Source organism: Leifsonia sp. YAF41 (assembly GCF_052113185.1).
Lineage (GTDB): Bacteria > Actinomycetota > Actinomycetes > Actinomycetales > Microbacteriaceae > Cryobacterium.
In genome coordinates, this window is record NZ_JBFRCS010000012.1 from 1 (window position 1) to 20,984 (window position 20,984).

The 20,984-nt window shown below is 65.3% G+C and carries 13 protein-coding genes; 11 read left to right on the plus strand and 2 right to left on the minus strand.

The window, feature by feature from the left end; translation table 11 throughout:
• A partial coding sequence (locus AB4Y63_RS14300; RefSeq protein WP_441791841.1) for an integrase core domain-containing protein occupies positions 1-150 on the plus strand: 150 nt, incomplete at its 5' end.
• A gap of 20 nt (positions 151-170) precedes the next feature.
• Here AB4Y63_RS14300 and AB4Y63_RS14305 read toward each other — a convergent pair.
• Positions 171-2,048 (minus strand): glycoside hydrolase family 15 protein, encoded by a 1,878-nt coding sequence (locus AB4Y63_RS14305; RefSeq protein WP_441791734.1) that lies wholly within the window; start codon positions 2,046-2,048, stop codon positions 171-173.
• Between the two features lie 216 nt (positions 2,049-2,264).
• Here AB4Y63_RS14305 and AB4Y63_RS14310 point away from each other — a divergent pair, with 216 nt between their 5' ends.
• Positions 2,265-2,777, plus strand: a complete 513-nt coding sequence (locus tag AB4Y63_RS14310; RefSeq protein WP_441791735.1) for a DUF1269 domain-containing protein — start codon at positions 2,265-2,267, stop codon at positions 2,775-2,777.
• A gap of 115 nt (positions 2,778-2,892) precedes the next feature.
• Positions 2,893-4,350, plus strand: coding sequence for an MFS transporter (locus AB4Y63_RS14315; protein WP_441791736.1), 1,458 nt, complete (start codon positions 2,893-2,895; stop codon positions 4,348-4,350).
• A 13-nt stretch (positions 4,351-4,363) separates the two neighbouring features.
• Here the strand turns inward: AB4Y63_RS14315 and AB4Y63_RS14320 are convergent, their stop codons facing one another.
• Positions 4,364-5,806 carry a helix-turn-helix domain-containing protein gene (locus tag AB4Y63_RS14320; protein ID WP_441791737.1) on the minus strand — a complete coding sequence of 481 codons (1,443 nt, stop codon included), beginning with the start codon at positions 5,804-5,806 and terminating at the stop codon, positions 4,364-4,366.
• Positions 5,807-5,935: 129 nt separating this feature from the next.
• Here AB4Y63_RS14320 and AB4Y63_RS14325 point away from each other — a divergent pair, with 129 nt between their 5' ends.
• The 8 genes from AB4Y63_RS14325 to AB4Y63_RS14360 all read left to right on the plus strand — a co-directional run bounded on the left by AB4Y63_RS14325 (position 5,936) and on the right by AB4Y63_RS14360 (position 20,874).
• Positions 5,936-7,786: a phosphoenolpyruvate carboxykinase (GTP) gene (locus tag AB4Y63_RS14325; RefSeq protein WP_441791738.1), complete on the plus strand. Its 1,851-nt coding sequence runs from the start codon at positions 5,936-5,938 to the stop codon at positions 7,784-7,786.
• A 211-nt stretch (positions 7,787-7,997) separates the two neighbouring features.
• The gene (locus AB4Y63_RS14330; protein WP_441791739.1) at positions 7,998-10,865 is read left to right on the plus strand and encodes an MMPL family transporter; all 2,868 of its coding nucleotides are present in this window, start codon (positions 7,998-8,000) and stop codon (positions 10,863-10,865) included.
• Between the two features lie 59 nt (positions 10,866-10,924).
• Positions 10,925-13,039 carry a hypothetical protein gene (locus AB4Y63_RS14335; RefSeq protein WP_441791740.1) on the plus strand — a complete coding sequence of 705 codons (2,115 nt, stop codon included), beginning with the start codon at positions 10,925-10,927 and terminating at the stop codon, positions 13,037-13,039.
• 88 nt (positions 13,040-13,127) lie between these two features.
• Complete coding sequence (locus AB4Y63_RS14340; RefSeq protein ID WP_441791741.1) at positions 13,128-14,381, plus strand: ROK family transcriptional regulator; 1,254 nt, start codon at positions 13,128-13,130, stop codon at positions 14,379-14,381.
• A gap of 154 nt (positions 14,382-14,535) precedes the next feature.
• Positions 14,536-15,909 carry an extracellular solute-binding protein gene (locus AB4Y63_RS14345; protein WP_441791742.1) on the plus strand — a complete coding sequence of 458 codons (1,374 nt, stop codon included), beginning with the start codon at positions 14,536-14,538 and terminating at the stop codon, positions 15,907-15,909.
• Positions 15,910-16,010: 101 nt separating this feature from the next.
• Entirely contained in the window at positions 16,011-16,865 is an 855-nt protein-coding gene (locus AB4Y63_RS14350; protein ID WP_441791842.1) for a carbohydrate ABC transporter permease, read from the plus strand.
• 3 nt (positions 16,866-16,868) lie between these two features.
• Entirely contained in the window at positions 16,869-17,780 is a 912-nt protein-coding gene (locus tag AB4Y63_RS14355; RefSeq protein WP_441791743.1) for a carbohydrate ABC transporter permease, read from the plus strand.
• Between the two features lie 13 nt (positions 17,781-17,793).
• Complete coding sequence (locus tag AB4Y63_RS14360; RefSeq protein ID WP_441791744.1) at positions 17,794-20,874, plus strand: alpha-mannosidase; 3,081 nt, start codon at positions 17,794-17,796, stop codon at positions 20,872-20,874.
• The last annotated feature ends 110 nt before the right edge of the window (positions 20,875-20,984 follow it).

The following is a 20,984-nucleotide window of genomic DNA, read 5'->3' on the forward strand; positions in this document are numbered from 1 at the left end:
CCGTTCAAGCGCTTCTACGCCAGCGAATCAGCCCGCCGCAACGCACTGCCGGCCTGGCTCCACGAATACAATCACCACAGGCCCCACACCGCAATCGGAGGCCAACCACCCATCAGCCGGTTAACTAACCTTGCTGGGCAGTACAGCTAGCCGTTCGCTGGTACCACGGGTCAGGTTTGAGTCGGTTGGGGGACTGGCCCCGGGAAATTGGCCCGCACCCGTTCCGCCTCGATCAGCCGGCCCGCTGCATCGATGAGGGCCAAGTGGGTGAACGCCTGCGGAAAGTTGCCCAGATGCTGCCCGGTGGTGACGTCGATCTCCTCGGCGTAGAGCAGCATCGGCCCGGCGAATGACAAGAGTTTCTGGAACAGGGCACTYGCCGCGTCGAATTCTCCCACCATCTCGAGGGCGGAAACGAGCCAGAACGAACAGATCGTGAAGGTTCCCTCCTCGCCGCTGAGGCCGTCGTCGCTGGTCGCGACCCGGTAGCGCAGGACGAGCCCGTCTTGCGTGAGTTCGTTTGCGATGGCGAGCACGGTCGTGCGAACGCGTTCGTCATCGGGGGGCAGGAAGCCCATCAACGGCAAGAGCAGAAGTGAGGCATCGAGATCGGTCGTGTCGTAGTGCTGAACGAAACTCCCGCGATCGTCCACACCTCGCTCCAGCACCTCGGCCTTGATTTTGTCGGCGGCATCACGCCACTGCCGGGCGTGCTCGATGTCTCCACGGCCCTCGGCGATCAAGGACCCCCGGTCGGCGGCAACCCAGCACATCACCTTCGAGGCGACGAAATGCTTCGGTTCTCCCCGCATTTCCCAGATGCCTTGATCGGGCTCTGAACTTCGCTCGATCGCGGTGTCGACCAGCCCGACGAGCCCCTCCCACACCGCCGGCGCGATTTGGCCGCCCCCGCGGATATGCTCTTCGACGGAGTCGAGCAACATTCCCCAGACATCGTGTTGATGCTGGTCGAACGCCCCGTTTCCGGTGCGCACCGGGCGCGAATCCAGGTATCCGGAGAGGTGGTCCAGGGTGTGCTCGGTCAGATCATGCTCGCCCCCGATTCCATACATGATCTGGAGCGCCCAGGGTGCCTCGGACTGTCCGGACCTCACTGCGTCGAGAATGAACGCAAAGTAGTCGAATGCCTCCCAGTCAAAGCCGAGCCCGTGCAGAGCGCGCAACATGAACCCGGTGTCTCTGATCCAGGTGTATCGGTAGTCCCAGTTGCGCTCGCCGCCCGGGGTTTCAGGCAACGACGTGGTGGACGCCGCCATAATCGCGCCCGTGGGCGCATAGCTCAGTCCTTTGAGAGCGAGGGCGCTCCGCTCGAGATAGGGGCGGTAGCGGTGGTCGGGCAGGCGGGCCATGCTCATCCAGTCTCGCCAGTACCGCTCGGTCCAATGAAGCTGGCCCATGGCATCTTCGAGATCAGCAGGGACGCTGTCGCCCCAGCTGAGCGCCACAAACGCTGAGTCACCGGCCTCGAGGGTCGTGCGTCCCATGCACCGGGAGCCCAGGACGCCGAGCCCGACACTTCCGCTGATCGTCAGTGTCACATCATTGCTGGTGACGGTCGCCCGGTTGTACCCTTCACCGTCGAACTTCCACACGCCGGGCTCGCGTCCGTAGTCGAAGAGGGGGAGGCAGCTCACCCCGAGCTCGACCCGGCCGTCCAGGCAGGTCGCGATGCGGAGCAGAGTGTGTTGTGCGATCGCATCGCCGGGGGAGCGTCGGTAGCCCTCGCGCCGCTTCTCTTCCACCGGCCCGAGAACAAGCAGATCCTCGACCTTCATCCACCCCGTCGGCGTATGCCAGGTGGTCTCCACAATGTTCGTCCCCGGCAGATATCGGCGTTGCTGCGGAACCAAAGTGTTCGTCGGTCCGAACCGAAAACTGCCGGCTGACCGGTCGAGCAGGGCGCCGAAGACGCTCGGGGCGTCGGGGCGGGGAAGGCAGAGCCATTCGACCGATCCGTCGGGGGCGATGAGGGTGCTCACCTCGCAGTCGGAGAGAAACGCATAGTCGGCGATGGGTGGAAATCTCATGAGCGTGTGAACCTCCCGGTGGGCGCCGTCGCGGCAATTCGGCGGTCTGAGCCAGCGTTGCTCGATCGGGTGCGGGTGTCAACGGGGCTCAGGAGCACAACTCGGGGGCGATTGCAGGACGACGAGCAGTTGACAGGGGTGGTGACTGTGAATACTGTCCCCAGCGGATTCAGCGGGGCGATGTCCTCGCATTCACCTACTGTCGAGGAGCTCACCATGGCTAAAGAGAAAGAACCAGTGTTTCTATTTGTCGGCGTCTATGAAGATCCCGCAACCGCGGAGGACGACTTGGAACTTGTGCGCGAATTGCACGAGACGAAGGTCATCGGTACCTACGATGCGGGGATTGCCACCAAGGATGCCGAAGGCGACGTCAAGGTGAAGAGAATGGGGAGTAAGCACGCCGGGTGGACGGGCATCGGAGCAGGCGCGGTCGTTGGGCTGCTGTTCCCTCCCAGCATCATCGCCATGGCCGCACTCGGCGGGGCCACGGGTGGAATCATCGGTCATTTCTCGCGGGCGCTCTCGCGTTCCGACGTGAAGGAACTGGGCGAGATGCTCGACATGGGCCAGGCGGCACTCATCGTCATCGGCAAGGACAAGATTTCGGCTGAGCTGGAGAAGGCCGGTTTGAAGGCAACGAAGCGCACCGAGAAGCAACTGGATGTCGATGCCGGAGACCTTGAGCTGCAGCTCGCGGCCGCTGCGGGTGAAGCCGGCGCGGCGTGACGGTGACGGACTAAAACGACGGGATCTGACGCCCCGACGGTGACGCACCGTCGGGGCGCAGTTTCGCCCAGGCACGGTCATTGACAGATGCGCGCGCAGACTTAGGCTCACGAGTATGACGACCTCGGCCAGCAAATCGGGCGCTCTGACGGCTCCCGGTTCATCCATGGTGTGGCCGCTCGCGCTGGCCCAGTTCATCGCGAGTTTCGCAGCGACGAACATGAACGTCGCGATCAGTGCGATTGCCGAGGATCTGAACACCACGGTATTCGGGCTGCAAACGGCCATCACGCTGTTCACGCTGACGATGGCGTCGTTGATGATCCCCGGGAGCAAGCTCAGTGACATCCTGGGGCGCAAAGCCTGTTTCATGGGCGGGTTGATCGTCTACGGGATCGGCGCCCTGCTCGCGGCGCTCGCCCCGGGACTCGGGCTGATGATCCTGGGCTATTCGGTGCTCGAGGGTGTCGGCTCGGCACTGATGATCCCGCCGATCTACATCCTGGTCACCGTCTGGTTTTCCGATCTCAAGACCCGGGCGAAGTACTTCGGCCTGGTCAGCGGCGCAGGCGGGCTCGGAGCGGCGGCCGGCCCACTGATCGGCGGTGTGGTCACGACCGCGATCAGTTGGCGGGCCTCGTTCCTGCTCCAGGTGATCGTCGTGGGAGTGATCATCGTCCTTGCGCGCAAGATCATCGACCCGCCGCGAGAGGGAGCACGGCCCTCATTCGACGTGCTCGGAGCAGTCCTGTCCGCCGTCGGTCTCTTCTTCGTGGTGCTCGGAATCCTGCAGTCCCGCACCTACGGATGGCTCGGCGCACGTGAAGACTTCACCATCGGCAACACGGTGGTCATCCCGAAAGGCGGGATCTCACCGGTCTGGCTGTTCGTCGGGATCGGCGCACTCTTCCTGCTCTGGTTCTTCCTCCACATCAGGTCGGTCGAACGGGCGGGCCGGGATCCGCTCCTGCACCTGCGAATGTTCGGCAACCGCGTCGCCAACCTCGGTCTCGGCACCCAAACCGTGCAGTGGCTGGTTATGCAGGGGTCCTTCTTCGTCATCTCGGTCTATCTGCAGGAAGTCCGCGGATTCAACGCCATCGAGACCGGCCTCATGCTCACCCCGACCACCGTCGGCATCCTCGGCGCCTCCCTGGCTGCAGAACGATTCGCCAAGCGCCATCCGCAGCGGTGGCTCGTCGTCGCGGGGTTTCTCCTGACAACGCTCGGAATGGGATTGCTCCTGGCACTGGTGCGGGAGGACTCTGGGATTTTCTCCTTCGTGCCAGGACTCCTGATCATGGGCATCGGGCTCGGCACCATGCTGACTTCCTCGGTGAACATCGTTCAGTCGAGCTTCCCCGATTCTGATCAGGGCGAGATCTCAGGCCTGTCGCGCAGCGTCTCGAACCTGGGTTCCTCGCTCGGCACCGCCCTCGCCGGTTCGGTGCTGGTCGCCGCCGCACTTCCTGGAGGCCAATCGTTCGCCCTCGCGCTCGGCACCCTCGCCGCGTTCTCGGTGGTCGGCCTGATTCTCGCGTTCCTGCTCCCGGGCCGCACAGCGAAGGTCTAGCGACCGTGACGCTCTACTCCGCCGCGTGCGCCTCGAGAAACTCGTAGACCTCGGTGTCGTCGACCCCGGGAAAGGTGCCGGAGGGCAGCGGGGAGAGCACATGGGCGTGCAAGCGGGCACTCGGCCAGGCTTTGCCCACCCAGCGCGAGGCGACCTCGCCCTTCGGGCGACGGCAGCACGACTCGTCTGGACAGCGCGACACGGCCCGCTGCGTGGTCTCGCGCCCGCGGAACCATTTCGCCTCGTTGAACGGAACTCCCACACTGATCGAGAACTCGCCGGCCGAGGTGGACCCGGTCTGCGTCGCGCACCAGAAGGTGCCGGCCGGGGTGTCGGTGTACTGGTAGAACTCGGTGGTGCGGTTGGTGTGCGTGAAGGCGTTGCGCGCGCTCCACTGCTTGCAGACATACTGTCCCTCGATCGACCCGGTCACATCGGTCGGCAGGGGCAGCCCGTCATTCTCGTAGCCCTTCTGCAGGGCGCCGTCGCCGTTGACGCGCAAGAAGTGAAGCGTCATGTCGAGGTGGGATGTCGCCAGGTTCGTGAGCCGCAAGGCTGCAGCTTCGTGGGTCACCCCGAAGGCGTCGCGGAGGTCTTCGACCGCGAGTTCCCGGTTGTGTTTCGCCTCCTGCAGAAACTTGAGGGTCGCTTCGCGGGGCATCAGGCACGCCGCGGCGAAGTAGTTGATCTCCAGGCGCTGCCAGAGAAACTCGGCGTAGCTGCCCGGGCGTTCATGGCCGAGCAGCCGGTGGGCCATCGCCTGCAACGCCATGGCGCGCAGGCCGTGGCCGCCCGGAATGGATGCCGGGGGCAGGTAGATGCGGCCGTTGGCCAGGTCGGTCACCGACCGGGTCGAATTCGGCAGGTCGTTCACGTAGATCAGGCTGAATCCGAGCTGTTCGGCCATCACGCTCACCTCGCGGTGAGTCAACGCGCCCGAAATGTGCCCGGCTGCCTTGACCCGTTCCTCGACCAACGTCTCGATGTCGGGCATGTAATTGGCGCGCTCCCGCATCCGTGCCCGGAGTTCGGTGTTCGCCCGTCGGGCCTCCTCCGGAGTGGCGATGGCCTCGTTGGCGCGGCGGGCCAGTTCGTGGTGCAAGCCGACGAGTGACTCGATCGCCTCGGTCGGCGTGCCCTTGGTGACCTTGACCTGCGGCAGTCCCAGTGCGCCGTAGAGCGCATTCTTCTGAGCCCGCACCAGCTCGATCTCCAGGGCGGCTCGCCGGTTGGGGGCCTCTTTGCTCAGCAGATCGGTGAGTTCGATATCAAGTGCTGCGGCGACCTCTTGCAGGGTCGAGAGCTTGGGTTCTCGCCGGCCGTTCTCGATCAGCGAGAGCTGGCTTCCGGCCAACCCCACCCGCTCACCGAGCTGGTCGAGCGTCAGCCCGCGCTCGCCACGAAAGTGACGGATGCGGTGTCCCAGGGTGATGAGGTCGGATGCTACGAGCGCCATTTCTTAAGGATAGCGAAAGAATCGAGTTTCTTAACGCCCTTTTTCTGACCTGAACCGCTTTTTAGGGCGCATGGTGGAGGAACGGAACAAAGTTTCACGAAACCGGTGAAGACGACGAAAGGCCAGGAGATGACCATCGCAGCTCTCTCAGTTCAGACAAACGGGAACGAAGAACCCCAGAAGTCGGGAACGACCGACCCCGCATTGCAGACTTGGGTCGACGAGATTGCCCGCCTGACCCGCCCCGACGAGATCGTCTGGTGCGACGGGTCGATGCGTGAGGCCGATCTCCTCTCCAAGCAGCTCGTCACCGAGGGAAAGCTGATCCGGTTGAACCCGGAATGGCGCCCCAATAGCTACCTGGCCCGTTCTGACCCGTCGGATGTTGCGCGCGTCGAAGACCGCACTTTCATCTGCTCGGTGAACCCGGAAGATGCCGGCCCGACCAACAACTGGTCTGAGCCCACCGCGATGCGCACCGAACTGACCGGGCTGTTCGCCGGCAGCATGCGCGGGCGCACGATGTACGTCGTCCCGTTCTCGATGGGTCCGCTCGGCGGCCCCATCTCACAGCTCGGCGTCGAGATCACCGACTCGCCCTACGTGGTGCTGAACCTCGGCATCATGACCCGCATGGGTGACCAGGTGCTGAAGATGATCGAAGCCGGCACGCCGTGGGTGCGCACGCTGCACTCGGTGGGATTCCCGCTGGTGTCTGACACGGGCGTGCGTCGTGACGACGTGGCCTGGCCGTGCAGCGACACCAAATACATCGTGCAGTTCCCCGACACCCGCGAGGTCTGGTCGTTCGGTTCCGGCTACGGCGGAAACGCCCTGCTGTCGAAGAAGTCGTTCGCACTGCGCATCGCCTCGGTGATGGCGCGTGACGAAGGCTGGTTGGCCGAGCACATGCTGCTGGTCAAGGTCATCTCGCCCGAGGGGGGAGTCAAGCACCTCGCCGCAGCTTTCCCGTCGGCCTGTGGCAAGACGAACCTGTCCATGCTGCGCCCGACCATTCCCGGCTGGAAAGTCGAAACGATCGGTGACGACATCGCCTGGCTGCGTGAGGGCGAAGACGGTCGGCTGTGGGCGATCAACCCGGAAGCCGGATTCTTCGGCGTCGCACCGGGTACCGGCGAGCTGACGAACCCGACGGCCGTGCAGACTCTCTGGGGCAACACGATCTTCACCAACGTCGCGCTGCGCGACGACGGCGACGTCTGGTGGGAGGGCCTCACCGAGACCGCACCCGATCACCTCATCGACTGGCAGGGCAACGATTGGACCCCGCAATCGAGCACCCCGGCCGCCCACCCGAACTCGCGATTCACCGTTTCTGCCGCGCAGTGCCCGTCGATCGCCGAGGACTGGGAAGCCGCCGGCGGTGTGCCGATCGACGCCATCCTGTTCGGTGGTCGTCGGGCGACCAACATTCCGCTCGTCGCCGAGGCGCGCAGCTGGAAGCACGGTGTCTTCATGGGCGCCACGATCTCGTCGGAGAAGACGGCTGCCGCCGAGGGAACCGTGGGCGAGTTGCGCCGCGACCCGTTCGCGATGCTCCCGTTCTGTGGCTACAACATGGCCGACTACTGGGCCCACTGGCTGAAGGTCGGCAAGTCGCTCGGCACGAAGGCTCCGGCGATCTTCCAGGTGAACTGGTTCCGGAAGGGTGACGACGGAAGCTTCCTCTGGCCTGGGTTCGGCGAGAACTCCCGGGTGATCGAGTGGATCGTGCGCCGCCTCGAGGGTGACGCCGCCGCCGTGAGCACTCCGATCGGGCTGCTGCCGGCCGAAGGTGACCTCAACCTCGACGGTCTTGACCTGTCGACGGATGCCGTGCGTCAGCTTTTCGAAATCGACAACGCGTCGTGGCAGGTTGAGTGCGATCTGACCGAGGAGTACTTCGCTCAGTTCGGCGATCGCGTTCCTCCCGCATTGCATGCGGAGCTGGCGAGCCTGCGCTACCAGCTCAAGGAGTAACCGGGGCACACCCGCGAGCCCACCCTCTGTGGCGGGGCGCCACCGCTCAAGCGGTGGTGCCCCGCCATTGTTGTTGCGGTCGTCGAGCATTGCGGCAGGTCGAGGTTGCGAATAGATTCAGGTCGGATTCGCCGCTGTATCTGTTCTGCGTGCGGCCGCCCATGCAGAACGTGAAACCCGACACTGGCAGTCATCCTCCCCGGGAGGCCTCGTGTCCTCACTGCTGTATTCACTCGGTCGGTGGGCTTTTGCCGCCCGGCGTTGGGTGCTCGGCTTCTGGATTCTGGTTCTCCTGCTCGTCGGCGGAAGCGCCGCACTGTTCAACCAGGGTCTGAACAATGCGATCACGGTGCCCGGCACCGAGTCGCAGGAGGCCCTCGACACGCTCGCGAACACGTTTCCGCAGGTGAGCGGGGCCACCGCGCAGATGATCGTCGTGGCGCCAAGCGGCAGCGTCGTCACCGACGAGGCTGTGAAGGCGCCGATCGAGGATGCCGTCATCGAGTTGAAAGCGATCGGCCAGGTCTCGAACGCCACATCGCCCTATGACCCGAACATCTCCGACGCAATCAGCACCGATTCCTCGGCCGCCCTGGTCAGCATCCAGCTCAACGACATCGTGTCAAACATCACCCCCGACACCGTGAGCGCACTCGAGAGCACCGCGGCGGGATTGCAGACAGCGCTCCCGCCCGGTTCGACGGTGTCGCTCGGCGGTCAGTTGTTCAGCCAGAGTCTGGCCGGAGTGAGCCTGATCGAGTTGATCGGCATCGCCGTGGCGCTGGTCGTGCTGATCGTGACCTTCGGCTCATTCGTGGCCGCCGGCATCCCGTTGATGACCGCGTTTCTCGGGGTGGGGATCTCGATCTCGCTGATCTACGTGGCGACGGCCTTCGGGCCGATCACCTCCACCACAACGGTCCTGGCACTGATGCTGGGGCTGGCGGTCGGCATCGACTATGCCCTCTTCATCATCTCCAGGCATCAGGAGCAACTGAAATCCGGGCTGGAGCTCAGGGAGTCGGCGGCGCGCGCCGTGGCCACGGCCGGTTCGGCGGTGATTTTCGCCGGTCTCACCGTGATGATCGCGCTCGTCGGACTCAGCGTTGCCGGCATCCCGTTTCTGACGACCATGGGCATCGCCGCGGCCGTCGGAGTGATGATCGCGGTTCTCATCTCGCTCACCCTCATCCCGGCGTTGCTCGGTTTCGCCGGCGAGCGACTGCGGCCTAAGCCGAAGCGGGAGAAACGTGCACATGAGAAAACGGATGCGCCCGCGGAGGCCGATGGCGCGCCGCAGCGGGAACCGACGCCGACGATCGAGACGCTGCTGGGGTTGCCGGAGCCGGAGCCGGAGCTGGCCCCGGAGCCAGTGCCAGCGCTGACGCCGGAAGCCGGGAAGAACCGGTTCTACGTCGGCTGGGTGCGGGTCGTCACCCGATTTCCGATCGTCACCGTCGTCGGCATCGTCGCGCTGCTCTTGCTCATCGCGGCGCCGGCGATCGGCCTGCGCCTGGCCCTGCCCGACGCCGGTTCCCTCCCCGAAGACGACCCGGCCCGCGTCACCTACGATCTCATCACCGAGCATTTCGGGCCGGGATTCAACGGTCCGCTCGTCGTCACCGGCAGCATCGTGTCGAGCGACGACCCGGTCGGCCTGATGAACTCGCTGGGCGACGAGCTCGCGGCGCTGCCGGGGGTGGCTGCGGTGCCCCTGTCGACTCCCAACCAACCGGCGGATACCGGGATCGTGCAGGTGATTCCGACAACCGGGCCCGACAGTGAGGAGACCAAGGCGCTCGTCACCGAGATCAGATCGATGCACGATCACTTTCTGGCCGAGTATGGCGTCTCCCTGTCGGTGACCGGCGTCACCGCCGTCGGCATCGATGTCTCGGACAAGCTCGCAGCGGCGCTGATCCCGTTCGGACTCATCGTCGTCGGCCTGTCGCTGATCCTGCTCACCATGGTGTTCCGCTCGATCGCGGTGCCGATCAAAGCCACCCTCGGCTACCTGCTCAGCGTGGCAGCGGCGTTCGGTGTGGTCTCCTTGGTCTTCGAGGACGGCTGGTTCGCCGACGCGCTGAACGTGGCGGAGATCGGGCCGGTGATCAGCTTCATGCCGATCATCCTGATGGGGGTGCTTTTCGGCCTGGCCATGGACTACGAGGTTTTTCTGGTCTCCCGCATGCGCGAGGACTACGTGCACACCGGCCTGGCTAAGCAATCGGTCAAGACCGGCTTCGTCGGCTCGGCCAAAGTGGTCACCGCCGCCGCGATCATCATGATCGGCGTGTTCGGGGCCTTCGTGCCAGAGGGCGACGCGAACATCAAACCGATCGCACTCGGCCTCGCCGTGGGTGTCTTCGTCGACGCCTTCCTGGTGCGCATGTCGCTGGTACCGGCCGTGCTCACCCTTCTCGGTGACAAAGCCTGGTGGATGCCCACATGGCTCGACAAGGTGCTCCCCGAATTCGACATCGAGGGTGAAGGCTTGCACCGCGAACTGGAGCTGCGCGACTGGCCGCGGCCGCACTCGACCGACGTCGCGACGGCCGACGGATTGTCGCTCACTGTCGACTCCGTCTCGCTCTATTCGGATGTCTCCTTTTCTCTGCCACCGAACGGAACCCTCATCGTCGAAGGCGATCAGGAGGCCGGCGTCCACGCTCTGCTGCTCACGGTGTCGGGGCGCACGAAACCCGACACCGGCCTGCTGAAAGTCGCCGGTTTCGTTGTGCCGGTGCGCGCGGCATCGGTGCGTTCGAGGGTCGGATTCGTCGACGTCGGGAGCGCCGATGATCCCGTCGCCGAGGTGGTTGCGGCACTCCGCGAGAAGCCCCTCCTTCTCGTCATCGACGGGCTCGACCACGTGACGGATGCCTCGGCGCGACGCGCGCTCGGTGACACCGTGCTCGCGGCCGCCGCCCTGGCCAACCGGGCGAGCCGCACCCTCGCGCTCGTCGTCGGCACGGCATCCGTCGTCAGTATCGCCGACGTGATCGCGACCCGCGACGGCGCTGTCGTCGCCCGCATCCTCCCGCCGCTCGCGCTCGACGTCGTGCCGGCACCCCGCTGACCGAGAGACCCGACGATCGACAGAACGAGCACGATAGACCTCACATCAAAGGTGACAGCATGAGCACTCTGCTTGAACGACTCGGATTCGCCCGCACCCACGGCCGGTTCGGCTGGCCGGCACTGGTCGGAATCATCCTGGTTCCGGTGGTGGTCGCCGGCATCTTGATCTGGGCGCTGTGGAATCCGGGGCAACGACTGAGCCAGGTCACCGCCGCAATCGTGAACAACGACGTGCCCGTCACCATCAACGGAAAGACCGTTCCGTTGGGGCGGGAGCTGGCTGCGGGCCTGGTCGACGGAACCAGCACGACGGGGTCGAGCACCGCGGCACCGAGTGTCGCTCCGACGACCTCGGAGCCGAGCACCGCCACGCCTACTCCCAGCACTGCCACTCCGACTCCCGCACCCAGCAACACCGCACTGCCGGTCGCGCCGATCGGTGGTTCGGGCAGCGGTGCGACGACCAACTACACCTGGGTGATCACCTCCGCCGACGACGCGGCATCCGGGCTCGCAAGCGGCGACTACGCCGCGGTGATCACGATTCCTCCGAACTTTTCGGCGGCGGCAACCTCCTACACCGGTCCGGCGGCCGACGCGACACAGGCGACGATCGAGGTGACGATGAGCAGCGGAAGCACGGTGGTCGATAACGCGATCAGCCAGACCATCTCGACGACGGCCGCGGCGATAGCCGGCAATCAACTCACGACCACGTACCTCGAAAATGTGTACACCAGCTTCACCACGCTCGGCACCGAACTGGGGCAGGCGGCCAGTGGCGCCGATTCGCTGGCAGCCGGAACCGCCTCGGTGGCCAGCGGTTCGGCCCAAGTCGCCAGCGGGACCACGCAGCTGGCGGCCGGCGCCAGCAGCCTGTCGTCGGGCACGTCCCAGCTGTCGGCCGGGCTCGGCCAGCTTTCGGGAGGGCTCAGCGTGCTGCAGCAGCAGACCGCGTCGTTGCCGGCACAAACCAGCCAGCTCGCAAGCGGAGCGCAAGGGGTGGCGAACGCGCTTCGTGCGGTGAACGCCGCGCTCGCCCAAAAGATTGCCGCAGTGCAGACGCAGATCAACACTCTGACGGCGCGCGTTCAAGCCATCTGCACGCCCGGTCTTCTTCCGGATGCCTGCGCTTCAGCCCAGGCAGCGCTGGCGGCAGCGAACGCAGACCTCGCCTCGCTGAGCTCGCTGGCCGCGCTGGCCCCGCTGACCGCAGCCGCCGACCAGGTCGCGGCCGGGGCGACCCAACTGGCCACCGCCATGCCCGCTGTCACCTCGGGAATCAGCCAGTCGGCATCCGCCGCCTCGACGCTGGCCTCGGCCGGAACGAGTGTGGCCGCGGGGGCGGCGTCACTGGCGACGTCGGCCGCCGCGCTGTCCACCGGCGCCGCATCCGTCGCCGCGGGAGCGGCGCAAACGGACGCCGGGGCGGCGTCGCTGGCCACCGGGCTCGACAGTGCGGCGCAGCAGGTGCCGAGCTATTCCGAGAGTGAGAGCAGCCACCTCGCCGGGGTTGTCGCTGCCCCGGTCGTGGTCGGCAGCAGCACCGGTCTGGGCGTTGGCACCAACAGCGTCCCGTTCTACGCCGTGCTGGCATTGTGGCTCGGCGGTTTGGCCAGCCTGATTGTGTTGCGTGCCGCACCCGCCCGCGCCTTCGGTTCGACCAAGTCGTCGATTGTGCTCGCGCTGCGATCCTTTCTTCCGGTTGCGGCGGTCGGTGCCGTACAAGGCCTCGTGGTCACCGCCATCCTCTCAAGCGTCGTCACTCTCGACACCCGCGGCTGGTTCGCCGTGGCCGGCATCGCGGTTCTCGTGGGTGTGGCCTTCGCGGCAATCAACCAAGCGCTCGTGGCGCTGTTCGGTGGGGCCGGTCGGTTCCTTTCGATGATTGTCGCGCTGGTACTGATCGCAACCAGCATCATCGCCACGGCTCCGGCGGCGCTGTTCACACTCGGCAGATTGTTGCCGACGCAACCGGCGCTGGATTGCTTTCATGCGATCCTCGCCGGCAGCGGGAATGCAAGCGGCGGAGGTATTGGCGGCGCGCTGATCGGTCTCGTGATCTGGACGCTCGGCTCCCTCCTCGTCACCACGCTGGCCATCGCCCGAAAACGGAGCGTTCCAACCCACGCGCTGGTGCCGTCAATCACTCGACTGCGGGAGCCCGCGTGACCCGGCCCCTGAGAGTGGCGGCTGTGCGGCGGCGGCGGTTCCGCCTAAAATGCAGATCATTCGCTCCGAGGGACAATGAGGATGGTCAGTGACTGAAAACTTCGATCATCCGTCGCGTCGGGGCACGAATCTGCCGCGCATGGGCGACTTCAACCGCAGCGTCATTCTCGAGGCGATCCGTCGTGCCTCGAGCGGTCTGAGCAGGGTGGAGCTCGGTCATTCGACGGGGCTCTCCGCCCAGACCGTGTCGAACATCTGCCGCAAGCTGCTCGATCAAGGGTTCGTCGAAGAAGCGGGCAAGGAAAGCAGCGGGCCGGGGAAACCGCGCACAATTCTGCGGCTGAAGCCGGATGGTGCGTTCGCTGTCGGTGTGCATCTCGACCCGGCTGTGATGACGTTCGTCATTCTCGACCTGACCGGCGCCGTCGTGCAGCACTCACGCAGGCACACTCCAGTCGCGAGTGACCCGGCCGAGGTGATTGCCACCATCTCGGCCGAGATTGAGCAGTTGACCGTCGCGTCGGGCATTGATCGGGGCAAGATCGCCGGCATCGGCATCGCTGCCCCTGGCCCGATCGACCCGGTGCGCGGAGCAGTGATCGATCCGCCGCACCTGCTCGGCTGGCACCGCGTGCCCCTGCGGGATGCGCTCGCTGCGTCCACCGGGTTGCCGGTGATCATCGACAAGGACGTCACGGCTGCCGCCGTCGCCGAGACATGGGCGGGAGGAGTGAACGGCACGGGAAGTTTCGTGTTCTTCTATCTCGGAACCGGTGTCGGGGCAGGACTCGTTCTGGGTGGGGACATCGTTCGGGGCAGCTCGAATAACGCGGGGGAGATCGGTCACGTCATCACCGATCCCGACGGCCCGTCCTGCTCGTGCGGACTGCGCGGATGCGTGGCCGTGACCTGCGCAGCGTCGAGCCTCGTGCTCGAAGCCCAACAACTCGGGGTGCTCGCCGAGACAGGCCCGGGGAATGGAGCTCACCCGGTCGATGAGCAATTCACCGCGCTGTGCAGACTGGCCGAGGACGGTGACGACGTCGCCAATGAGATTCTCGACCGGTCGGCATTCCGAGTGGCCAAGGCGGTTTCCGCGATCACGAACCTTCTTGACGTCGACCGCGTCGTTTTCGGCGGGCCGTTCTGGGGGAGGGTCAGCGAGCGCTACCTCCGTCGCATCCCGTCGCTCTTGGACGAACTCACCGACGCGCGAAGTGTTCACCGTGTGGATGTTGTCGGCACCGGCGTCGGCGAGGATGTCGGCGCGATCGGTGCCGCGTGCCTGGTGCTCGATGACTCGCTCGCGCCTCGAGCGGCCCGGCTTCTGCTCGCCGAGTAGTGCCGCCCTGGGCCGCTCGGGTCACGGCTCGGTAACTGTTACGGTCGTCGCTTGCTCAGTTAGTCCATTCGATTTACTATTAGCTCACGTCACTCGTCGACACAGTGGTCGGCGCGCATCAGGGCGGGGAACACCTGAAGCAAAGGGGAGCATCATGCGTCGCAACGTAAAATTTGCAGTAGCTGTGTTGGCGGGGACGGCAATGTTCGCTCTTGCGGGGTGCACGCCCGCAGCAGAAAGTGGCGACAGCCCGAAGACGCTGAAGATCGTTTACCAGAAGACAGATTCTTTCACTGCACTGGACACCCTCTTCGAAAAGGTCAAACCGGAGTTCGAAGCGGCGCACGAGGGGGTGACCGTCGAGCTGCAGCCGATCCAGGCGAACGATGATGACTACTCAACCAAGCTCGCGTTGTCGCAGCAGTCCGCGGAGACCGCCCCCGACGTTTTCTACGAGGACACTTTTCGGCTGCGCTCCGACATCGCGGCCGGCTACCTCCTGAACCTCGACGACCAGGTGTCGTCGTGGGACGACTGGTCGAAGTTCGACGACGGCGCCAAAGCAGCCGGCCAGGGCGACGACGGCAGCGTGTACGCCGTCCCGCTAGGCACGGACACGCGGGCCATCTGGTACAGCAAGCCGGTGTTCACCGCGGCCGGAATCGACGTTCCGTGGCAGCCGAAGACGTGGGACGACGTCCTAGACGCCGCCCGCACGATTCAGGCTTCCGACCCCAGCGTTGTTCCGTTCAATATGTATGCGGGCACTGGGACGGGCGAGGGCACGGTCATGCAGAGCTTCTACGAGTTGCTCTACGGCACGACCGCAACCGGCGCCGACTCCGCCCTCTACAACGAGAAAGAGCAGAAATGGATCGTGGGTTCGCAAGGGTTCAAAGACTCACTCGGCTTCCTCGACACCTTGTACAAGGAAAAGCTTGCCGTTGATCCGTCGGATGCACTCGACCCGAACGTGTGGAAGAAGGTCTTCGGAGAGCTCTTCCCGCAGGGCAAACTCGGCGGAACCGTCGAGGGCTCATACACTCCGTCGTTCTGGCAGGATGGCGGCTCGTGGCCGTGGCCGGCCTACGAGACGGACATGGGCGTCGCGGCCTTCCCGACCCAGAACGGGCAGGAGCCGAATGGTGTGAGCCTGTCTGGCGGCTGGACCCTCGCAGTGGGAGCGAAGACCGAGAACGCCGACCTGGCCTTCGATTTCCTCGCCCTCGCCCTGAACCAGGAGAACTCCCTCTGGTACGCGATCAACAATTCGCAGATCGCCGTACGCACCGATGTGGCGTCGGAGCCGAGCTATTTGGCCGCGAACCCGTTCGTGGAGGATGTCACGAAGCTCGTCGCTGTCACCCACTTCCGCCCGGCCACCTCCGATTACCCGAAGATTTCCGCGGCGATTCAGGCGGCGACTGAAGCGGTGATCACCGGCACGCAAAGCGTTGATGAGGCTGCTGCCGCGTACGACACCGCACTCGAAGGCATTGTCGGAGCCGACAAGGTCAGTAAGAACTAGCGCCGGTGACTGTCGAGCCACTCGCGTGGACCCGTGAAACTGACGGAGGGGCGCCGGAACCTCAGAGTTCCGGCGCCCGCCCGGTCCACCGCAGACGGAACCTGGTGCGGCTGGCCCCGCTCCTCCCGGCTGTGCTGCTCTTGGCCGTCTTTCTGCTCGGGCCGGTGGTGTGGTCGTTCTACGGTTCGTTCACGAATGCGGCACTGACCGGGCCCAACGCGAAGGATCCCGCCTGGATCGGACTCGACAACTACGTCAAGCTGCTGCAGGATCCACTTTTTCCGCTGTCACTCTGGCTTACGGTGGTGTTCGTTCTCGCGTCGGCGGTAATCGGGCAAAACGTTCTGGGTCTCGGGATCGCCCTCGCGATGAACAAGGCAAACCGCGTGCTGAGTGGGATTGTCGGCACCGTCGTCGTCGCCGCCTGGGTGCTTCCCGAGATCGTGGCGGCATTCGTCGCCTACGCGTATTTCAGCGAGGATGGGACGCTCAACCAGGTGCTGGCATCCGTCGGCATGACCGGTCCCAATTGGTTGTTCAGTCTTCCGATGCTCGCGATCGTGCTCGCCAACACGTGGCGCGGCACGGCTTTTTCGATGATGGTCTACCGTGCCGCCTTGAACGATGTGCCGACCGAGATCACCGAGGCGGCGATGATCGACGGCGCCGGCGGTGTCAAACGGCTGGTGCTGATCACCATCCCGATGATCAACAAGAGCATCGCGACGAACCTCATGCTCATCACGTTGCAGACTTTGGCCGTGTTCACCCTCATTTGGGTGATGACCGCCGGCGGACCGAGCAACCAGAGCATGACCCTTCCGCTGATGGCGTATGTGCAGGCGTTCCGGTTCAGCGACATTGGATACGGCACCGCGATCGCCACCGTGATGCTGATCATCGGGGCGGTCTTCTCTCTCATCTACGTGCGCGCACTCCGCCCGGGAAGGGACTGACGGATGTCCACCACTCTTCTTCCCACGAACGCAGACTCGACGGGACTGCCCGTCGCTCTGGCGCAGCGCCCGGGGCGGACATCCGTTGCCTCGCCGCGCAAGGCGGTCTCGGCGCTGCTGGCCAACGGAGTGCTCGTTGTGATCGCGCTCTGTTTTCTGTTGCCGTTGGGCTGGCTGATTCTCGCCTCCCTCGACGAACAGGCCAGCTACCAGACGCAGATTCCCGAGGAATTCTCGCTGGCCAACTTTCGTGCGGTACTCACCCCTGAACTGACGTTTCTGCCGCTCTGGAACAGCCTGCTGCTGTCAGGAGGCACCGCGATCGTGACGGTCATCGCATCCGTGCTCGCCGCCTACCCGCTCTCTCGCTATTCGATGCGATTCAACACGAGCTTCATGTACGCCATCCTGTTCGGCACCTGCTTGCCGATCACGGCGATCATGGTGCCGGTCTACAGCCTGTTCGTTCGGCTCAGCCTGCTGGATTCGATGCCGGCGACGGTGCTCTTCATGGCGGCGACCGCGCTGCCGATGGCGATCTGGATGACCAAGAACTTCATGGACTCGGTGCCGGTGAGCCTCGAAGAGGCGGCCTGGGTCGACGGGGCGAGTGCGATGAAGGCGCTCCGACAGATTGTCGTTCCGTTGATGCGACCGGGACTCGGAGTGGTGTTCATCTTCGTGTTCATCCAGTCCTGGGGCAACTTCTTCGTTCCGTTCGTGCTGCTTCTCTCGCCGAGCAAGCAGCCGGCAGCCGTGAGCATCTACAGCTTCTTCGGCCAGTACGGGGCCGTCGCCTATGGCCAGCTCGCGGCATTCTCAGTGCTGTATTCCGTGCCGGTCATACTGCTTTATGTGTTGGTCTCGCGCGGTATGGGCGGATCCTTCACCATGTCCGGCGCAATCAAAGGGTAGGAGGCGAGACGCCATGCACGACGACAGCGCGCTGGTTCACGCGCGAATCGATCGATTCGTTCGCGAACGGCTGCAATCAGCGATGTATCGCGAGGCTGTGGGGCTGACGATCAGCGCCTGGGAGGTTCCGGATGAGCCGGTGCCGTTCAGCGAGGCGGTGCAGCAGCCGTTCGAACCGTTCTCAGTGGGAACGAGCTGGGGGGCTCCGTGGGGGACGACCTGGTTTCATCTGAGGGGCACTGTTCCCGCCGACTGGAATGTGGATCAGGCTGTGCGGGTCGAGCTGGTCATTGATCTCGGGTTCAACGGTGTGGCGCCCGGCTTCCAGGTTGAGGGCACCGCGTACCAGTCCGATGGAACCATCATCAAGGCCATCGAGTCGAAGAACCGTCGGGTTCCGATCGTCGGCGCGCCAGGCGAGTCGATTGACATCTATGTCGAGGCGGCGTCCAACCCCGACCTCGCCGGCAACTGGAGTTTCGCCCCGACGCCGCTCGGCGACAAAGCGACAGCCGGAATCGGGCCCACCTACACGTTTCGTCAAGCCGATGTCGTTCGCCGAGACGTCGCGGTCTGGGAACTTGAGCAGGACATCTGGACGCTGAACGGCCTGCTGCACGAGCTGCCCACGACGACTCCCCGGCGAGCCGAGATTCTGCGCGCGCTGGAGCGCAGCCTGGATGCCATCGACCCCGATGATGTCCCAGGGACCGCCTCGGCGGGACGTCAGGCACTCGCCGAGGTTCTGGCTCGCCCCGCGAACGCCAGCGCCCACCGGTTGCACGCGGTCGGGCATGCGCACATCGACAGCGCCTGGCTCTGGCCGGTGCGCGAGACCGTGCGCAAGGTCGCGCGCACCTTCTCGAACGTGCTCAGTCTGATCGAGGAGAACCCGGATTTCGTGTTCGCGGCGTCGTCGGCCCAGCAATACGCGTGGCTCAAACAGTTCTATCCCGAGCTGTTTGAGCGGGTGCGTCAGGCCGTCGCGGCGGGCAACTTCGTGCCGGTCGGTGGGATGTGGGTGGAATCGGACACCAATCTGCCGGGCGGCGAGGCGCTGGTGCGCCAATTCGTCGCGGGCAAACGATTCTTTCTCGAAGAATTCGGCGTTGAACCGCTCGATGTCTGGCTTCCCGACTCGTTCGGCTACTCAGCGGCGTTGCCGCAGATCGCCCGTGCGGCCGGCGCGCGCTGGTTTCTCACCCAGAAGATCTCCTGGAATGACACCAACGTGTTCCCGCACCACACGTTCCTCTGGGAGGGCCTCGACGGGACCCGGATCTTCACCCACTTTCCTCCGGTCGCCGACTACAACGCGCAGTTGTCCGGTGCCGAACTCGCCCGTGCCGAGCGTCTCTTCTCCGAAAAGGGGATGGCGAACACCTCGCTGATTCCCTTCGGCTGGGGGGACGGCGGGGGAGGGCCGACCGCGGAGATGATCGCCGCCGCACGGCGCACCGCGTCGCTTGAGGGATCGCCGACCGTGGAGCTGTCGAACCCGCACCGGTTCTTCGAAGCCGCCGAGGCGGAGTATCCGAAGCCGCCGGTCTGGTCGGGGGAGCTCTATCTCGAGTTCCACCGCGGCACCTACACGTCGCAGGCGCGCACGAAGCAGGGCAATCGTCGGAGCGAACATCTGTTGCGGGAGGCCGAACTGTGGGCGACCACCGCGGCGGTGCGCTCGGGGGCGCCGTACCCGTATGAGGCGCTTGAGGAGGCCTGGCACACGGTGCTGCTTCAGCAGTTCCACGACATCCTGCCCGGTTCCTCGATCGCGTGGGTGCATCGTGAAGCCGAGCGCAACTATGCCGCCGTCGCCACGATGTTGGGGGAGACGATCGAGACGGCGGTGCGCACGCTGGTGGGAGCGGGCGATCACTCGGTGCTGCTGAATGCTGGGCCATATACGGTGCAAGGGGCACCTGGGCTCGGGGGGCAGATCGGTGGCATTTCGGGGGGAATGGGGACGGGGGGCGCTCGGGGGAGCGCCTCCGTCACCCGCACGGCGGCGGGGATCGTGCTTGCCAACGCGCGAGTCGTCGCGACGATCGACGCCAACGGGTTGCTCGTCTCACTGCGCGACCTCGGCGCCGACCGCGAGCTGATCCCGGCCGGCGGTCACGGGAATCTGCTGCAGGTCTACCGGGACATCCCGAACCAGTGGGATGCCTGGGACCTCGACGCGAGCTACACGCATGTTGTGGCCGACCTGACGCGCGCCGACAGCGTCGAGATCATCGATGAGACGGCAGCACCCGGCTCGGTCGGTGTGCGGATCACGCGTTCCTTCGGAGCCTCCACGGTCACCGAGGAGATCACTCTCGACGCCGATTCACCCACGCTCGACTTCGCTCTCTCGGTCGACTGGCACGAACGCCAGAAGCTGCTCAAGCTCGCGTTCCCACTCGACCTGCAGGCCGAGCGGGCGGCCTCCGAAATTCAGTTCGGGCATGTGTTTCGGCCGACGCACACGAACACGTCGTGGGATGCCGCCCGCTACGAAACCGTCGCGCATCGCTGGGTGCACGTCGGCGAGCCGGGCTACGGCGTGGCAATCGCGAACGACTCAACCTACGGGCACTCGATCGGTCGGGCGACGGATGAGGCCGGCTCGGTCGGCACCGTCGTGCGCCTGTCGTTGCTGCGGGCACCGCTCTATCCCGACCCCGACGCCGACCAGGGGCGCCACGAATTTCGGGTCGCGCTGCGGGCGGGGGCCGCAATCCCCGACGCGATCGCGGAGGGCTACCGGCTGAACCTGCCGGTCCGCACCGTCAGTGGGGTGGCCGGCACCGCGATCGAACCGCTCCTCTCCGTCGACAACCCGGCGGTCGTGGTCGAGGCGGTCAAACTGGCCGAGGACCGCAGCGGGGACCTGATCGTGCGGATCTACGAGGCGCACGGGTCGCGGGCGCGTGCCACGGTCATCCGTCATTTCGAGGCCACGGATGTCACGGAGACCGACCTGTTGGAGCGCCCGGTCGCCGAGGCGCGGGCGTCGCTCGCCGTCGACCCGGCTGATCCGGCGGCGTTCATCCTGGAGCTGCGCCCGTTCCAATTACTCACCTTGCGCTTCGCGCGCGCGGTCCGATGACCGTGAGGTGCCAGCTTGTGCTCGTGCGAAGAGCGCGCAACTAGCACCAAGTCGGCACCTCACCGCGGTGGCGAGGCGACAGCCCGGTCGCGCCGATGCCCCGGGGCGTA